The organism is Cellulomonas sp. P4_B5_2 (assembly GCF_056402235.1).
This window is the reverse complement of sequence record NZ_JBFUHU010000039.1, coordinates 1-17,284: the sequence shown is the minus strand read 5'-3', so window position 1 is coordinate 17,284 and position 17,284 is coordinate 1. Positions and strand designations below refer to the sequence as shown.

13 protein-coding genes, 1 tRNA gene and 1 pseudogene are annotated in these 17,284 nt (G+C 71.9%); 8 read left to right on the top strand and 7 right to left on the bottom strand.

Annotation, left to right across the window (positions count from 1 at the left end; translation table 11 throughout):
- The 3 genes from AC1DUQ_RS04500 to AC1DUQ_RS04490 form a co-directional block, all read right to left on the bottom strand.
- A partial coding sequence (locus AC1DUQ_RS04500; RefSeq protein WP_477073445.1) for a zinc ribbon domain-containing protein occupies nt 1-369 on the bottom strand: 369 nt, incomplete at its 3' end.
- Nucleotides 366-1,586 carry a Nif3-like dinuclear metal center hexameric protein gene (locus AC1DUQ_RS04495; RefSeq protein ID WP_477061684.1) on the bottom strand — a complete coding sequence of 407 codons (1,221 nt, stop codon included), beginning with the start codon at nt 1,584-1,586 and terminating at the stop codon, nt 366-368. The genes AC1DUQ_RS04495 and AC1DUQ_RS04500, both read right to left, overlap by 4 nt.
- Before the next feature lie 10 nt (nt 1,587-1,596).
- The gene (locus tag AC1DUQ_RS04490) at nt 1,597-2,469 is read right to left on the bottom strand and encodes an MOSC domain-containing protein (protein WP_477061683.1); all 873 of its coding nucleotides are present in this window, start codon (nt 2,467-2,469) and stop codon (nt 1,597-1,599) included.
- A 78-nt stretch (nt 2,470-2,547) separates the two neighbouring features.
- On the opposite strand from AC1DUQ_RS04490, the gene AC1DUQ_RS04485 reads away from it, so the two are divergent.
- The 6 genes from AC1DUQ_RS04485 (at nt 2,548) to narI (ending at nt 11,619) form a co-directional block, all read left to right on the top strand.
- On the top strand, nt 2,548-3,279 hold the full coding sequence (locus tag AC1DUQ_RS04485) for a helix-turn-helix transcriptional regulator (protein ID WP_477061682.1): 732 nt from the start codon (nt 2,548-2,550) through the stop codon (nt 3,277-3,279).
- A 110-nt stretch (nt 3,280-3,389) separates the two neighbouring features.
- On the top strand, nt 3,390-4,697 hold the full coding sequence (locus AC1DUQ_RS04480; RefSeq protein ID WP_477061681.1) for an MFS transporter: 1,308 nt from the start codon (nt 3,390-3,392) through the stop codon (nt 4,695-4,697).
- Between the two features lie 11 nt (nt 4,698-4,708).
- Nucleotides 4,709-8,479 carry a nitrate reductase subunit alpha gene (locus AC1DUQ_RS04475; RefSeq protein WP_477073444.1) on the top strand — a complete coding sequence of 1,257 codons (3,771 nt, stop codon included), beginning with the start codon at nt 4,709-4,711 and terminating at the stop codon, nt 8,477-8,479.
- Nucleotides 8,480-8,492: 13 nt separating this feature from the next.
- Nucleotides 8,493-10,184: a nitrate reductase subunit beta gene (gene narH / locus AC1DUQ_RS04470; RefSeq protein ID WP_477061679.1), complete on the top strand. Its 1,692-nt coding sequence runs from the start codon at nt 8,493-8,495 to the stop codon at nt 10,182-10,184.
- On the top strand, nt 10,181-10,873 hold the full coding sequence (gene narJ / locus AC1DUQ_RS04465; RefSeq protein WP_477061678.1) for a nitrate reductase molybdenum cofactor assembly chaperone: 693 nt from the start codon (nt 10,181-10,183) through the stop codon (nt 10,871-10,873). Before narH ends, narJ begins: the two co-directional genes overlap by 4 nt.
- Nucleotides 10,870-11,619 carry a respiratory nitrate reductase subunit gamma gene (narI, locus tag AC1DUQ_RS04460; protein WP_477061677.1) on the top strand — a complete coding sequence of 250 codons (750 nt, stop codon included), beginning with the start codon at nt 10,870-10,872 and terminating at the stop codon, nt 11,617-11,619. The genes narJ and narI overlap by 4 nt, the downstream gene beginning before the upstream one ends.
- 28 nt (nt 11,620-11,647) lie before the next feature.
- On the opposite strand, the gene AC1DUQ_RS04455 is transcribed toward narI, so the two are convergent.
- The 3 genes from AC1DUQ_RS04455 to AC1DUQ_RS04445 form a co-directional block, all read right to left on the bottom strand.
- Nucleotides 11,648-11,721 (bottom strand) — tRNA-Val (locus tag AC1DUQ_RS04455).
- Between the two features lie 50 nt (nt 11,722-11,771).
- Complete coding sequence (locus AC1DUQ_RS04450) at nt 11,772-12,251, bottom strand: peroxiredoxin (RefSeq protein ID WP_477061676.1); 480 nt, start codon at nt 12,249-12,251, stop codon at nt 11,772-11,774.
- A gap of 55 nt (nt 12,252-12,306) precedes the next feature.
- Nucleotides 12,307-12,729 (bottom strand): DUF3052 domain-containing protein, encoded by a 423-nt coding sequence (locus AC1DUQ_RS04445; protein WP_056092048.1) that lies wholly within the window; start codon nt 12,727-12,729, stop codon nt 12,307-12,309.
- A 344-nt stretch (nt 12,730-13,073) separates the two neighbouring features.
- Here AC1DUQ_RS04445 and aceE point away from each other — a divergent pair, with 344 nt between their 5' ends.
- Nucleotides 13,074-15,821 (top strand): pyruvate dehydrogenase (acetyl-transferring), homodimeric type, encoded by a 2,748-nt coding sequence (gene aceE / locus AC1DUQ_RS04440; protein WP_477073443.1) that lies wholly within the window; start codon nt 13,074-13,076, stop codon nt 15,819-15,821.
- Here the strand turns inward: aceE and AC1DUQ_RS04435 are convergent.
- The gene (locus AC1DUQ_RS04435; RefSeq protein WP_056090409.1) at nt 15,763-16,449 is read right to left on the bottom strand and encodes a hypothetical protein; all 687 of its coding nucleotides are present in this window, start codon (nt 16,447-16,449) and stop codon (nt 15,763-15,765) included. The two genes, aceE and AC1DUQ_RS04435, sit on opposite strands and share 59 nt — an antisense overlap.
- 123 nt (nt 16,450-16,572) lie before the next feature.
- Between AC1DUQ_RS04435 and AC1DUQ_RS04430 the strand changes: the two are divergent.
- A pseudogene (locus AC1DUQ_RS04430) lies at nt 16,573-17,284 on the top strand (PucR family transcriptional regulator); the annotation flags it as partial.

Sequence of the window (17,284 nt, the reverse complement as noted above, 5' to 3'; positions counted from 1 at the left end):
CTCCATCACGTCGAGCTCGACCTCCTCGAGCTCGGCCTGCCGCCGCCCCAGCGTGCCCAGCTCGCTCTGCAGCGCCTGCAGGTCCTTCGGGCTGCCCTGCCCGGAGTCCAGCCGCGACTGGTCCCGCGCCGCGCGCACGCGCACCTGCTCGACGTCGGCCTCGGCCTTGCGCAGCTCGCGCCGCAGGTCGCTCACCGCGGTCTGGGACGTGACCAGCGCAGTGTGCAGGTCCGTGACCTGCGAGTCGAGCTCGACCAGCCGCGCCAGCTCCGGCAGCGTCCGCTTCTTGTGGGCGATCTGGTCCAGGCGGGTGTCGAGAGCCTGGACGTCGAGCAGTCGGCGCTGGTCCGCTGCGGGGGCAGTCGTCACGGGTGTCCTTCCGGCGGTTCACGAAATGCAAGGGCTTCAGGCGCTTCCGGGCTCGCGACGCGACCCGTCCACGGGTCGGTGCTCACCGTGCTGACGCGGGTCTCCACCGTAGTGCCCGCGGCGGCGGCATCGATCTCCAGCGAGCGCGCCGCGTGCGCGAGCCAGGGCCACTCCGACGCGAAGTGGGCGACGTCGACGAGGTAGGGCCTGGACGATCCGGTGGACGAGCGCTCGCGCTCGGCCCGCTCGCGCAGCTCGGACGTCGGGTGGTGCCGCAAGTCGGCGGTGACGTAGGCGTCCGCACCGGACGCTCGGACGGCGTCGAAGAACGAGTCGCCCGACCCGCCGACGACGGCGACCCGCTCGACCCGTCCGTCGGGGTCGCCCGCGAACCGCACGCCCTGGACGGTCGCCGGCAGCGCGGCCGCGACCGTGGCCGCGAACGCGCGCAGCGTCGTCGGCTCCGCCAGCATCCCGAGGCGGCCGGTGCCGGTCGAGCCGGGCCACGAGGCCAGCTCGAGCACGTCGAACGCGGGCTCCTCGTAGGGGTGCACGTCCCGCATCGCCGCGACGACGGCCGAGCGCAGCCGACGAGGGGCGACCATCTCGACGCGGGCTTCGACCACCTGCGACGCCTGCCCGGCCGACCCGATCGCCGGCGACGCCACGTCGGAGGGGGTGAACGTCCCCTGTCCCGTTGAGGTCCACGCGCACCGCGTGTACTCGCCGATCGCTCCCGCGCCGGCCGCGGCGAGCGCGTCGACCAGGCGCTCCGCATCCGCGACCGGGACGAACACCACGTGCTTGTCGAGCGGCTCGGCAGGTGCGGGATCCAGCGGCACGGTGTCGACGAGCCCCAGGGTGCTCGCGAGCGCGTCGTTGACCCCACCCGCCGCCGCGTCGGCGTTCGTGTGTGCCGTGTACAGGGCGGTCTGCGACCGGACGAGCCGGTGCAGCAGCGCTCCCTTGAAGGTGGTGGCTGCGATCGAGTGCACCGGACGCAGGAGCAACGGGTGGTGCGTCACCACGAGGTCAGCACCCCACGCGACCGCCTCGTCGACGACGACGGCGACGGGGTCGACCGCGAACAGCACACGATGGACGGGCTGAGACGGGTCGCCAGTGACCAGGCCGACCGCGTCCCAGGACTCCGCCGTGGACGGCGGGTAGCGGCGCTCGAGCAGGCGGACGACGTCGCCCAGGGCCGGTGCACTCACGTGCCGCACGCTACCGGTCCGACGTCTCGACACGGTCCCCGACCGTGACGCGGCCGCCCCGCACGGGGACCATCTGGATGCCGAACCACACCTCGCCGTCGCGCCGACGGTGCCGCGCCAACGACGCGAGGGGTTCCTTGCCCTTGACCTGCGTGTCCGGATCGATCGTCGTCAGGACGCACCGGCCACAGTGGTCGGCGAACCTCAGCTCGACCTCGCCGACCGCCAGCGTGGCCCAGCCGTCCTCCGCGAAGGACTCGAGGTCACCGTCCACTACCAGGTTGGGGCGGAATCTCCGCATGTCGAGAGCGGTGCGAGGTGCAGGGGCCGGGTCGCCCTTCTCGAGGGCACGAGCAACCCGTTCGTCGTGCAGCTCGGCGGCCCACGCGTCGAGGCGGCGGAGCGAGGCCGTCGAGGTCACGTGCACCGGTCCGGTGTCGGTGAGGGCCAGCGGGTCCGCGAGCGCCCCGCCGTGCGCCTCCGCCATCCCCCGGCGGGCCGGGTCGTCGAGCCAGACCAGGCTCGCTCGCTGCCCGAGCAGCTCCGAGACCCACGCGTCGGCCTCGTCGCCCGCGCGGGTCGCGGTGTCGAGGCGCTTGAGCTGCACGGGAACGTCGGGCGGTCCGGACGGCTCGATCACGTCGAGCGCCGGCAGGCCGGCGGCAAGGAGGCGGACCCCGCCGTCGTACGACGTCGCCCGGGCGGCGAGCATGCGCGGGTGGCTGCGAGCGGTGAGCGTCGAGCCCTGCTCGTCGACGACCATCCACCGCCGGTCGCCTCGCGGACCCGCGACCTCGAGCTCCATCGACGTCATCGGTGTGCCGGCGAACGACTTCACCGGGAAGACGGTGAGCGCCGAGACGACGAGGGCTGGCTCCGACATGCTCGGACCCTAACAACCACGAGGTCGACGGGACCTCCGCCCCATGGCCACAGCACCGTCCCCCGGAATACTTCTCGCATGTCCGTCCGCCGCACTCCGGCCGCTCGCACGCTGGCGTCCGGCAGCCGTGTGGACCTGCTGCACCTGCTGCAGGACGGTCGCGAGCACACGATCGGCGAGCTCGCCGAGGCGACGGGGCTGCACGAGAACACCACGCGCGAGCACCTGCAACGGCTCGTCTCCGACGGGTTCGCGCAACGCACCCCCGAGCGGCGCACCGTGCGCGGGCGACCGCGGATGGTCTACCGCGCGGTGTCCGCCGCCGACCTGCGCACCGACCCGCGCGCGCAGGACCGGATCGAGGAGTCGATCGCGCGGGTGGCCCTGACCCGCGTCCTGCTCGAGGGGTATGGGCGCGAGGTCGGATCACCGACGTCCGCGGCGCAGGCCGCCGGACGCGCGCTGGCCGACGACCCGGCGCTGCGGTCCGTGCCGCCGCAGTCGGCGCCCGGGGCATCCGAGGCCGACCGTCAGCTCGACGCCCTCGAGGGTCACCTGGAGCGGCTCGGCTTCGACCCGGAGCTCGACCGGTCGCAGCTGGCGTTCCACCTGTACCGCTGCCCGTTCGCCGACCTCGCCCGGTCTCGGCCGGAGATCGTGTGCAACGTGCACCTCGGCCTCGCTCAGGGCGTCCTCGAGGCCGTCCCGGGCCCGGTGGCGGCGCGCCGGCTCCTGCCGTTCGTCGGGCCGGAGCACTGCGTCCTCCTGCTCGACTCGGCCGAGCAGGGAACCCCACCCGGCGCTGCCTGAGCCGACCGGATTTTCCACGGTCTTTTCCCGCGCACGCCGGTCCGCCCGCGGACATGCTCGCCGTGAGCCCGATGGCGGGCCGACGGTACGGATGACTGCGGGAGGTCCCGATGTCCACCTTCACCCTGCGCGGGCCCGATCTGTCCCACTGGGACCCGGAGAACGAGTCCACCTGGGACAGCCGGCTGGCGTGGCGGACGCTGTGGATCACGACGTACAACCTGACGCTCGCGTTCTGCGTCTGGTACCTCGTCAGTGCGATCGCGCCGCGGCTGAACGACATCGGGTACGACCTGTCGACGGGTCAGCTGTACTGGCTCGCGGCGATCCCGGGGCTCTCCGCAGGGTTCGCCCGGCTGGTCTACATGTTCCTGCCCCCGGTGGTCGGGACCCGCACGCTCGTCGGCGGCTCCGCCACCCTGCTCCTGCTGCCGATGGTGGGCTGGGTGCTCGCCGTGCGCGACCCGGGGACGTCCTACGCGGTGCTGCTGCTCCTGGCCGCTGCGTCGGGGGTCGGCGGGGGTGCGTTCGCTGGGTTCATGCCCTCGACCAGCTACTTCTTCCCGCGCCGCATGGCGGGCACCGCGCTGGGCCTGCAGGCCGGCATCGGCAACTTCGGCGTCAGCCTGATCCAGCTGCTCGTGCCGTGGGTCGTGGGTTTCGGTCTGCTCGGGACCGCGGCGCTCACCCCGCAGCAGCGCGCCGACGGCTCCTCGATCTGGCTGCACAACGCCGGCCTGGTGCTCATCCCGTGGGTGCTGCTCGGCATGGTCCTCGCCGCCGTCTGGCTGCGCCGCGTCCCGGTCACGGCGAACTTCCGGCAGCAGCTCGACATCTTCGGTGAGAAGCACACCTGGTACATGACGGCCGTCTACCTCATGACGTTCGGCGCGTTCTCCGGCTTCGCCGCGCAGATGGGCCTGCTCATCAAGAACATGTACGAGGGCATGGAGGGCGCTCCCGACCCGCTGAAGTACGTGTTCCTCGGCCCGCTGCTGGGCTCGATCACGCGCGCGGCCTGGGGACCTCTGTGCGACCGGTTCGGCGGCGCGGTGTGGTCCCTCGTCGCCGGCGTCGGCATGACGGCCGCGACGGTGTTCACCGCCTTCTTCCTGGCACCTACCGACACCAGCACGTTCGGGCTGTTCCTCGGCGGCATGCTCGCGATCTTCACGTTCGCCGGCATCGGGAACGCCGGCACGTTCAAGCAGATGCCGATGATCTTCGAGCGCCGCCGCGCGGGCGGCGTCATCGGGTTCACGTCCGCCATCGCCGCCTTCGGTCCGTTCCTCGTCGGCGTCGGGCTCTCGCTCGTCGCACCCCGGGCGTTCTTCATCGGGGCCGCCGTGTACTTCGCGCTCTGCACCGTCCTGGTGTGGCGCCAGTACGCCCGCCCCGGCGCACCCCGCCCCAGCTGAAGGAGGCCGTCGTGACCGCACGCACCGACAAGCCCGGCACCGACAACGCGGCCGTCGACGCGCTCCTCGCCCTCGGGTCCCGCCTGCGGCCGGGCACGATGTCGCCGGACAAGCGTGCGCTGTTCCTGGAGGGCGGTCGCGAGGGCGACGCGTTCTACCGGGACCGCTGGAGCCACGACAAGGTGGTCCGTTCGACGCACGGCGTGAACTGCACGGGGTCGTGCTCGTGGAAGGTGTACGTCAAGGACGGGATCATCACCTGGGAGACCCAGCAGACCGACTACCCCTCCGTCGGTCCCGACTCCCCCGAGTACGAGCCCCGCGGTTGCCCCCGCGGAGCCGCCTTCTCCTGGTACACCTACTCGCCCACCCGCGTGCGGTACCCGTACGTGCGCGGCGCGCTCCTGCGGGCCTACCGGGCCGCCAAGCAGCGCACGGGCGACCCGGTGCTCGCCTGGGCCGAGGTCACCGGCGACCCCGAGACGGCGCGATCGTACAAGTCGGCGCGCGGGAAGGGCGGGCTGATCCGGGCCACCTGGGACGAGGCCTCGGAGATCGTCGCCGCGGCGCACGTGCACACCATCAAGACGTACGGCCCCGACCGCGTCGCGGGGTTCTCCCCGATCCCCGCGATGTCGATGGTGTCGCACGGCTCCGGCGCGCGGTTCGTCTCGATGCTCGGCGGCACGATGCTGTCGTTCTACGACTGGTACGCGGACCTGCCCGTCGCGTCGCCGCAGGTGTTCGGCGACCAGACGGACGTGCCGGAGTCCGCCGACTGGTGGAACGCGAGCTACCTGATGATGTGGGGCTCGAACGTGCCGGTGACGCGCACGCCCGACGCGCACTTCATGACCGAGGCGCGCTACCGCGRCCAGAAGGTCGTCACGGTCTCCCCCGACTACGCCGACAACACGAAGTTCGCCGACGAGTGGCTCGCGCCGCACCCGGGCACCGACGGCGCGCTGGCCACCGCGATGGGGCACGTGATCCTGCGGGAGTTCCTCGTCGAGCGACGCACCGCACGCTTCGCCGAGTACATGTCGACGTACACCGATGCGACGCACCTGATCACGCTGCGGCAGCGCGGCGACGCGTGGGTGCCCGACAAGTTCCTCACGGCCGACGCGCTCGACGGGCCGGTCGCCGGACCCGACGGTGTCCCGCGCGACACCCACGGCCGGGACGCCGCGTTCATGACGGTCGTGCTCGACGCCGACGGCTCCCCGCGGGTGCCGAACGGGACCCTCGGGCACCGGTTCGACCCGGCGCAGGCCGGCTCCTGGAACCTGGACCTCGGCACGATCCGGCCGGTCATGTCCGTCGCGGACCTCGACACCCACGACGGCACGGCCGTGGCAGTGGACCTGCCGCGGTTCGACGTGGCGCCCGAAGGACCGGACGGTGAGCACACCGGTGGTGCCGGCGTCGTGCGCCGCGGCGTGCCCGTCAGGCGCATCGGCGACGCGCTGGTGACGACGGTGTTCGACCTCCTGCTCGCCCAGTACGGCGTCGGCCGCGACGGTCTGCCCGGCACCTGGCCGACCGGCTACGACGACCCGAGCACCCCCGGGACGCCCGCGTGGCAGGAGGAGATCACCGGGGTGCCCGCCGCGGCGGCCGAGCGCATCGGCCGGGAGTTCGCCGAGAACGCCGAGGCGTCGGGCGGCCGCTCGATGATCCTCATGGGCGCCGGCACCAACCACTGGTTCCACTCCGACACGATCTACCGCACATTCCTCGCGCTCGTCACGATGACCGGCTGCCAGGGCGTCAACGGCGGCGGCTGGGCACACTACGTGGGCCAGGAGAAGTGCCGGCCCGTCACCGGCTGGGCGCAGTACGCGTTCGGCCTCGACTGGGTCCGACCGCCGCGGCAGATGATCGGCACCGCGTTCTGGTACCTGGCCACGGACCAGTGGCGCTACGACGGCCTGCCGGCGGACGCGCTCGCGTCGCCGCTGGCGGAGGGCCTGTTCGCGGGCCGGACCACCGCCGACTGCCTCGTCGAGTCCGCGAAGCGCGGGTGGATGCCCAGCTATCCGACGTTCAACCGCAACCCGCTCGAGCTGGTCGAGGAGGCTCGCGCCGCGGGCAAGGACCCGGCGGCGCACGTCGTCGACGAGCTCCGCGAGGGCCGGCTGAAGTTCGCCGTCGAGGACCCGGACGACCCGGTCAACTTCCCTCGGGTGCTGACGGTCTGGCGGGCCAACATCCTCGGGTCGTCGGGCAAGGGGAACGAGTACTTCCTGCGCCACCTGCTCGGCACCGACTCGGCCGTCATGGCCGAGGAGTCGGGCCCGGACCGTCGCCCGAACACGATGACCTGGCACGACGAGGCCCCACGCGGCAAGCTCGACCTGCTCGTCACGAGCGACTTCCGCATGACGTCGACGACCCTGTTCTCCGATGTTGTGCTCCCCGCGGCCACCTGGTACGAGAAGCACGACCTGTCCACGACGGACATGCACCCGTTCGTGCACTCGTTCAACCCGGCCATCGCCCCGCCGTGGCAGACCCGCACGGACTTCGACATCTTCGTCACGCTCGCGAAGGCCGTCTCGACGCTCTCCGTCGGGCACCTCGGCAAGCGCGAGGACCTCGTCGCCGTGCCGCTCATGCACGACACCCCGGACGAGATGAACACGCCGCACGGCACCGTCAGGGACGTCGAGGACCTGGTACCCGGCGTGACGATGCCCAAGCTCGTGGTCGTCGAGCGGGACTACCCCGCACTGGCCGACCGGCTCACGTCGCTGGGCCCGCTGACGGCGACCGCCGGCATGGTGACCAAGGGCGTGAAGTTCCAGCCCGACCAGGAGGTCGCCGAGCTCGGGCGGCTCAACGGGGTCGTCACCGACGGGCCTGCCGCCGGCCGGCCCCGGCTCGCGACCGCCCAGCACGTCTGCGAGACGATCCTCGCGCTCTCGGGCACGACCAACGGCCGCCTCGCGGTGCAGGGGTTCGAGGACGTCGAGAAGCAGTCGGGCACCGAGCTCGCGTGGCTCGCCCGTGAGCACGAGGGCAAGCGGATCACGTTCCCCGACGTGCAGGCCCGGCCCGTGCCGGTCATCACGTCACCCGAGTGGTCGGGCTCCGAGCACGGTGGCCGCCGCTACACCGCGTTCGCGATCAACGTCGAGCAGCTCAAGCCGTGGCACACCCTCACGGGCCGCCAGCACTTCTTCCTCGACCACGACTGGATGAGCGAGCTCGGCGAGAACCTGCCCGTGTACCGGCCGCCGCTGGACCTCGGCCGGCTGTTCGGGGACCGGCGCCTGGGGTCGACGGACCCGTCGGGCGCACCCGGGTCCGAGGGCCACGCCGAGGTGACCGTGCGCTACCTGACCCCGCACTCCAAGTGGTCGATCCACTCCGAGTACCAGGACAACCTCTTCATGCTCTCGCTGTCCCGCGGCGGCCCGACGATCTGGATGTCCCCGCAGGACGCCACCACGATCGGCGTCCGCGACAACGAGTGGATCGAGGCCTACAACCGCAACGGGGTCGTCGTCGCGCGCGCGATCGTCAGCCACCGGATGCCCGCCGGCACGGTCTTCATGTACCACGCCAAGGACCGCACCGTGGATGTCCCCCGGTCCGAGACCTCGGGCCTGCGCGGCGGAATCCACAACTCGCTGACCCGCGTCCTGCTCAAGCCGTCGCACCTGATCGGCGGGTACGCGCAGCTGTCGTTCGCCTTCAACTACCTCGGCCCCACGGGCAACCAGCGCGACGAGGTGACGACGATCCGACGTCGCTCGCAGGACGTGACGTACTGATGGGGAGCATCGCATGAAGGTCATGGCGCAGATGGCGATGGTGATGAACCTCGACAAGTGCATCGGGTGCCACACGTGCTCGGTCACGTGCAAGCAGGCGTGGACCAACCGCACGGGCGTCGAGTACGTCTGGTTCAACAACGTCGAGACCCGCCCGGGCGTCGGCTACCCGCGCGGGTACGAGGACCAGGAGAAGTGGGGCGGCGGCTGGGTCCGCACCAAGCGCGGGCGGCTCAAGCTGCGCTCGGGCGGCCGGTTCACCAAGCTCGCGCAGATCTTCTCGAACCCGAGGCTGCCGGAGATCCACGACTACTACGAGCCGTGGACCTACGAGTACGACACCCTGCTCTCGGCTCCCCAGGGCGAGCACACCCCCGTCGCGCGGCCCATGTCGCTGCTCACGGGCAAGGCCATGCAGATCCACTGGTCGGCGAACTGGGACGACAACCTCGGCGGGTCGATGGAGACCATGCAGGACGACCCGGTCCTCAAGCAGATGAGCGAGAGCGTCACCGCCGAGCTCGAGCAGGCGTTCATGTTCTACCTGCCGCGCATCTGCGAGCACTGCCTGAACCCGTCGTGCGTCGCGTCGTGCCCGTCGGGCGCGATGTACAAGCGGGCCGAGGACGGCATCGTGCTCGTCGACCAGGACCAGTGCCGCGGCTGGCGCATGTGCGTGTCCGGCTGCCCGTACAAGAAGGTCTACTTCAACCACAAGACCGGCAAGGCCGAGAAGTGCACGATGTGCTACCCGCGCCTCGAGGTGGGGCTGCCGACGGTCTGCTCGGAGACGTGCGTCGGCCGCCTGCGCTACCTCGGGCTCGTCCTCTACGACGCCGACCGCGTGCTCGCGGCCGCCTCGGTGGAGGACCCCACCGAGCTGCTGGCCGCCCAGCGGTCCGTGCTGCTGGACCCGCACGACCCCGAGGTGATCGCCGGCGCCGAGCGCGAGGGCATCCCCCGCGACTGGATCGACGCGGCCCAGCGCTCGCCGATCTGGTCCCTGATCAGCACCTACGAGGTGGCGCTGCCGCTGCACCCGGAGTACAGGACGATGCCGATGGTCTGGTACATCCCGCCGCTGTCGCCGGTGGTCGACGTCGTCACGGGGTCGGGCAACGACGGCGAGGACGCCCGGACGCTCTTCGCGGCCATCGACCGGCTCCGCATCCCCGTGGAGTACCTGGCCGGCCTGTTCACCGCGGGCGAGACAGCGCCGGTCACCGCCGTGCTGCAGCGCCTCGCCGCGATGCGGGCGCACATGCGCAACGTGAACCTGGGCACCGACCAGGACCCGCGCATCGCGGCGTCGGTCGGCATGACCGCCGCCCAGATCGAGGGCATGTACCGCCTGCTGGCCATCGCCAAGTACGAGGACCGGTACGTCATCCCCGCCGCGCACGCCGAGAGCGCCGCCGCCCTCGAGGAGACGGCGACCGCGACGGGCTGCTCGCTCGACGTCGACGGCGGCCCCGGCATGGGCGGCGGCGGACGGTTCGGCTCGTCGTCCGGACGTCCGATGCGTGCCGCGGTCGAGACGTTCCACGCCCTGCGCAACCGCCAGACCGCGGACAAGGCGGCCGGGCCGTCGCAGCCCACGCGCGTCAACCTGCTGAACTGGGACGGCAACGGGGCGCCACCGGGGCTGTTCCCGCCAGGCCCCGGCCAGGACGGCTACGGCGACGGGCCGGAGGCGGGCGCATGAGCCGCCGCCCGGGTGCCGGCCGCGCGCCGTCGCTGCCGTTCCTCGACCCCGTCGCCGCTCTCCCGCGGGAGCGCGTCATCGCGCACCTGGCGGCGTCGCTGCTGCTCGAGTACCCCACGCAGGAGCTGCGCGAGCGGCACGGCATGCTCCGCGACACGACCGGGATCCTGTCCGACGACGTGGCGGCCGCGTTCGCGCAGTACCTCGACGCGGTCGAGCCGCTCGATCTCGACGCCCAGCAGGCGCACTACGTCGAGACGTTCGACCTGCGCCGTCGGTGCGCGCTCTACCTCACGTACTACGCGGCGGGTGACACGCGCCGCCGCGGGATGGCGCTGGTGACGTTCGTCGAGGCGTACCGCGCGTGCGGCTGGGAGCCACCGGACGACGAGCTGCCCGACCACCTGCCGACGGTCCTCGAGCTGTCCGGACGCGAGCCCGGGCCGATCGCCGACACCTTGCTGGGCAGCCACCGCGCCGGGATCGAGCTCCTGCGCTCCGCCCTGCACCACGCGGGCAGCCCGTACGCGCACCTCCTCGACGCGGTGTGTCTCACGCTGCCCGCCATCGACGAGGCCACCGCGGCGCGGTTCGCCGACCTGGTGGCGAGCGGCCCGCCGTCGGAGACGGTCGGCCTGTCCGCGCCTCTGCTCCCGTTCCCCACCGTCCGTTCGGAGGTACCGGCATGACGACGCTCGACATCCTGCTGTGGGTGGTGTGTCCGTACATCGCCGGGGCCGTGTTCGTCGTCGGCCACCTGTGGAGGTACCGGTACGACCGCTTCGGCTGGACCACCCGCTCGTCGCAGGTCTACGAGTCACGCCTGCTGCGGGCCGGGTCGCCGATGTTCCACGTCGGGATCCTCATGGTGATCGGCGGGCACGTCGTCGGCCTGCTGATCCCCCGGACCTGGCTCGAGGCCGTCGGCGTCACGGACCACGCGTACCACCTGGTCGCCACCTGGGCCGGCACGATCGCCGCGGTGCTCACGCTCGCCGGGCTCGCGATCCTCGTCCACCGCCGCCGGACGGTCGGCCCGGTCTTCCTCGCCACCACGCGCATGGACAAGCTGATGTACGTGGTGCTCGGCGCGACCCTGACGTTCGGCACCGCGGCCACGGTGATGTTCCAGGTGCTCGGCGACGCCTACGACTACCGCGGCTCGGTGTCGCCGTGGGTGCGCGGGCTGCTGACGTTCCAGCCCGACCCCGCCCTGATGGCCGACGTGCCGCTCGCCTTCCAGCTGCACATCCTGTGCGCCCTGGCGCTGTTCGGCCTGTGGCCGTTCACACGGCTGGTCCACGTCTTCTCGGCGCCTCTGGGCTACGTCACGCGGCCCTACATCGTGTACCGGACGCGCGACGCCGCCCACCTGGGCTCCCGGACTCCGCGCCGCGGCTGGGAGCGCGTCGAGCGTCCCGGCGCACCCCGCTGACCTGCACCGGTCGTGACGCGGACGAGGGTGGGCCCGGCCGGTTTCGAACCGGCGACCTCCGCGGTGTAAGCGCGGCGCTCTGACCAGCTGAGCTACAGGCCCCGAGAGCCCCCGCTTGCGGGCGGCTCGTCGGGCGCACAGCCTACCGGCGGTCAGGCGGCGAGGTCCGCCAGCGCCTGCCGGTAGGACGAGAAGTCACGGGCCCGTCCGGGCGGGTTGACGACGGACCACCGCAGCACGCCCTCGGCGTCGACCAGGAAGCTGCCGCGCACCGCGATGCCCTTGGCCTCGTCGAAGACGCCGTACGCCTTCGCCACCTCGCCGTGCGGCCAGAAGTCGGAGAGCAGGTCGAACCCGAAGCCCTCGCTCGCCGCCCACGCACGCAGCGAGTGCCCGGGATCGCACGAGACGACCAGGACGTGCACGCCGGCCTCCTCGAACTCGGCGATGTTGTCCCGCAGCTCGCACAGCTCACCGGTGCACGTGCCGGAGAAGGCGAAGGGGACGAACACGATGACCACCGGACCACCGCTCAGGCCGCTCAAGGTCACCGGCGTGCCGTGGGTGTCAGGGAGCGAGAAGTCGGGGGCGGGCTCACCGAGCGCGGGCGTCGACCGGGCGATGTCTTCCATGGCGCGGACTGTAACAACGCGCGCGCGGTCGCGCTGTCTGGCCGGTGACAGGTGGTCAGCGGCCTCGGCCGCGGGTCCCCAGGCGGGTGGCGGACCAGTCCGCCGCGATCGGGAACGTGCTCATCGCGTGCAAGCCCGACGTCGTCGCGGCCTCCTCGATGTCGCTGTGCGAGACGTGCCCGGCGCGACCCGCCTTGGGCGTCAGGAGCCAGATCGGTCCCCCGTCGTCCAGCACGGTCATCGCGTCCACGAGCAGGTCCGTGAGGTCACCGTCGCCGTCGCGGAACCAGATGACCGCACCGTCGGTGACGTCGTCGTACTCCTCGTCGACCAGCTCCGTCGTGGTCACAGCCTCGATCCCGGCGCGCAGGTCGGCGTCGACGTCGTCGTCGTAGCCGAACTCCTGGATCACCTGTCCCGAGCTCAAGCCCAAGCGGGCGGCCGCCTGCGACGCGCCTTCGTCCGCGGTGGATGACACGTCCGGACCGCTCCCTTCCGTCTCGGCGGTCCCGTCCGGGGCCACCTTCTCATTGCCGCACACGCTAGCCCACCGCACCCGGACGGGCGCACGCAAGACCTGCACAGACGCACGTGTCGATCGGGCCAGGACACAGCCGACGTGCACGTCGCGGCGCACTGTCACGGACGTCACGTCGGGGTTCTTGGTACTCGGTGTGACTTTCGGGGCTCCGGGGTCCGAGAATGGGGCGAACACCCGCACCCGTCGAGCCGCCTACCAGGGCGTGCCCAGCACGGGCCGGGCCAGATGCGCCGCCGATGCCGACCGGGCTCGTGCGCGCGGACGAGACGCAAGGAGCGCTGGTGGCTTCGATCGACGAGACGGGACCGCTCATCGGCGGCCTGCTCAGCCAGGTGCCGGACATCGACCCGGACGAGACCGGCGAGTGGGTGGAGTCCCTCGACGGACTCATCGACGAGAAGGGCGGCCCTCGCGCGCGCTATGTGCTGCTGAGCATGCTGCGGCACGCGCGCCAGCGGAACGTGGCCATCCCGGCCTCGCTCAACACGCCCTACGTGAACACCATCGCGGTGCACGACGAGCCGTACTTCCCCGGCGACGAGGTGCTGGAGCGCCGCTACCGCTCGTGGATCCGCTGGAACGCCGCCGTCATGGTGACGCGCGCCCAGCGCCCCGGGATCGGCGTCGGCGGGCACATCTCCTCGTACGCATCCGTCGCGACGCTGACCGAGGTGGGCCTCAACCACTTCTTCCGCGGCAAGGACCACCCGGGCGGCGGTGACCAGGTCTACTTCCAGGGTCACGCCTCCCCCGGTGTGTACGCCCGTGCCTACCTCGAGGGCCGCCTGTCCGCCCACCAGCTGGACGGCTTCCGCCAGGAGCTCTCGCACCCCGGCGGCGGTCTGCCGTCGTACCCGCACCCGCGCCTGGCGCCGGACCTGTGGGAGTTCCCCACGGTCTCCATGGGCCTCGGCCCGGCGAGCGCCATCTACCAGGCCTGGACCAACCGCTACCTGCACCTGCGGGGCATCAAGGACACCAGCCAGCAGGACGTCTGGGCGTTCCTCGGCGACGGCGAGATGGACGAGCCCGAGTCCCGCGGCATGCTCCAGCTGGCCGGCCAGCAGGGCCTGGACAACCTCACSTTCGTSGTCAACTGCAACCTGCAGCGSCTCGACGGCCCCGTCCGTGGCAACGGCAAGATCATCCAGGAGCTCGAGGCGCAGTTCCGTGGCGCCGGCTGGAACGTCATCAAGGTGATCTGGGGCCGCGAGTGGGACACCCTGCTCAACGCCGACAAGGACCGCGCGCTCGTCAACCTGATGAACACGACGCCCGACGGTGACTTCCAGACGTACCGTGCCGAGAACGGCGCCTTCATCCGCGAGAACTTCTTCGGCCGCGACCCGCGGACCAAGCAGCTCGTGGAGAAGATGACCGACGACGAGATCTGGGCGCTCAAGCGCGGCGGGCACGACTACCGCAAGATCTACGCCGCCTACAAGGCCGCGCGGGAGCACACCGGCACTCCGACGGTCATCCTGGCGCACACCATCAAGGGCTACGGCCTGGGCTCCGGCTTCGCCGGGCGCAACGCCACGCACCAGATGAAGAAGCTCAAGTCCGACGACCTCAAGACGCTGYGCGACTCGCTGCACATCCCGATCACGGACGAGCAGATCGACGAGAACCCCTACGTCCCGCCGTACTTCCACCCCGGCGCCGAGGACGAGGGCATCCAGTACATGCTGGAGCGTCGCCGTCAGCTGGGCGGCTTCGTGCCCGAGCGCCGCACGACGCACAAGCCGCTGGTCCTGCCGGACCCGAAGGTGTACGACGGCCTGGCGAAGGGCTCGGGGCAGCAGGAGGTCGCCACGACGATGGCGCTCGTGCGCCTGTTCAAGGACCTCGTGCGGGACAAGGAGTTCGGCCACCGCCTGGTGCCGATCATCCCCGACGAGGCGCGCACGTTCGGTCTGGACTCGATCTTCCCGAGCGCCAAGATCTTCAACACGAACGGCCAGAACTACATGGCCGTGGACCGCGAGCTCATGCTCTCCTACAAGGAGTCCGAGTCCGGCCAGATCATGCACACGGGGATCAACGAGGCCGGTTCGGCGTCGGCGTTCCAGGCCGTCGGCACGTCGTACGCGACGCACGGCGAGCCCCTGATCCCGTTCTACTTCTACTACTCGATGTTTGGGTTCCAGCGCACCGGCGACCAGTTCTGGGCCGCCGGCGACCAGATGACGCGCGGGTTCCTCATCGGCGCCACGGCTGGCCGCACCACCCTGACCGGCGAGGGCCTGCAGCACGCGGACGGCCACTCGCCGCTGCTGGCCGGCACCATGTCGCACGTCGTGCACTACGACCCGGCGTACGGGTACGAGATCCGGCACATCGTCCGGGACGGCATCGAGCGGATGTACGGCGAGGGCCACGACCGTGACCGCGACGTCATCTACTACCTCACCGTCTACAACGAGCCCATGCAGCAGCCGGCGGAGCCCGAGGGCGTCGACGTCGAGGGCATCCTGCGCGGCATCCACCTGATCGCACCGGCCGAGGGTGACGGGCCKCGCGCCCAGATCCTGGCGTCGGGCGTGGCGGTGCCGTGGGCGCTCGAGGCCAAGAAGCTGCTGGCCGAGGACTGGGGTGTCCAGGCCGCGGTGTGGTCGGTGACCAGCTGGAACGAGCTGCGCCGCGACGGTCTCGCCGCGGACCAGCAGGCCTACCTCCACCCCGGTGAGGAGGAGCGGGTCCCGTACCTCACGCAGAAGCTGCAGGGCGCCGAGGGGCCGTTCGTCGCGACGACGGACTTCGACCACCTCGTCGCCGACCAGGTGCGCGCGTGGATCCCCGGGACCTACGCCACGCTGGGCGCCGACGGCTTCGGCTTCTCGGACACCCGGGCGGCGGCTCGTCGGCACTTCAAGATCGACGGTCCGTCGACGGTCGTGCGGGTGCTGCAGCAGCTCGCCCGCACGGGTGCGGTGAGCCACGAGGCGCCGGGGCCTTCGTCGTTCCCTGTCAGGTGCCGGGGATCGTCTGCTGCGCGTGGGCGACGTCCCTGGCCAGCTCGCGCTTGAGATCGGCGACCGCGTTCTGGTCGGGGTAGAGGTCCAGCGCCGCGATGTGCTGCTTGGCCTCGAGGGGCCGGCCGGCCTCGATCGAGGCGAGCACCAGCTGGCGTGCAGCCTCGGGGTCGTGCTCCCGCGGCCGCCAGTGGCCGACACCCAGTCCGAGCGCGTCGACCGGCAGCCCGGCCTCGCGCAGCAGCCCGAGAGCCTCGACCAGCGCCCGGCCGGACGGGTCCCGCTCGACGGCGGTGGTCAGGCGACGGACCGTGCCCTCGTGGTCGTCGTGCACGGACAGGCGGGCGACCTCGATCAGCGGGTACCACGCGCGGGGGTTGCCGGCGAGCTCCTCACCGAGCGCCCACACCGCCAGGTCCGCGGCGCGCTGCAGCTCCGTCTCGTCGGCCGGGGCGGCGAGCGGGTCGGGGTCCGTGCTCGCCTCGGCGGCCCGACGACGGACGATCTCCGCGAGGGCGACGAACGCCCGCTCGTTGTTGGGGTCGTCGCTGAGCATCGAGCGCAGCGCGTCCTCGTGGAGCGTGTCGCCGCGTCGGGACGCCTTGGTCGGTCGGCGCGCGCCGACCCGCGAGGCCGAGGTCGGCCGTCGCATGAGCTGTCGCAAACGGGGCAGAAGTGCCATGACGCGACCTTATCGGCTGGGGGCGAGCCGCACCCGGTCGACGACGTACCTCACACTCGGGGGACCGTCGGGACCGGGTGTCGTTTGTCGACTTCCCACAAGGGCGGACCCTATGCTCGCCCCATGTCCAGCCCTCTGCGCGGGACGGGCTCCACCCCCGTCGCCCCACCCGACACGCCGCCGGACGCACCCGCAGCCGGCGTCCGTGCCCGCCGCCCGGTGACGGGCCGCGCGCGGACGCCCGTGCTCGAGGCCCGCGGCGGTCCCGAGACGCAGCGCCGGGTGCGCGACAGCGCCGGCCTGCTGGCGGGCGCCGCGATGCGACGCCTCGACGAGGACCTCGAGTGGTACCGCGCGCTGCCGGCCGAGGACCGGTCGTGGGTGGGGCTGGTCGCCCAGGCGGGCATCACCGCCTTCGTCACCTGGTTCGCCGAGCCCACCCGGCCCCCGCACGGCGTCGGCGACATCTTCGCCGCGGCGCCGCCCGAGCTCACGCGGTCCATCTCGCTGCAGCACACCCTCCAGCTCGTACGCGTGGTGGTCGACGTGGTGGAGACCCACAGCGACCGGCTGGCCGCCCCGGGCGACGAGCGCGAGGTGCGCGAGGCCGTGCTCCGGTACTCCCGGGAGGTCGCGTTCTCCGCGGCCGAGGTCTACGCGCGTGCCGCCGAGGTCCGCGGCGCTTGGGACGCCCGTCTCGAGGCCCTCGTCGTCGACGCCCTCGTGCGCGGGGACGTGGACGACGCGCTGCGGTCACGGATCGCCGCTCTCGGCTGGAGCGGGCGAGGATCCACGCTGGTCATGGTCGGCACGACGACGTCCGCGCTGGACGACG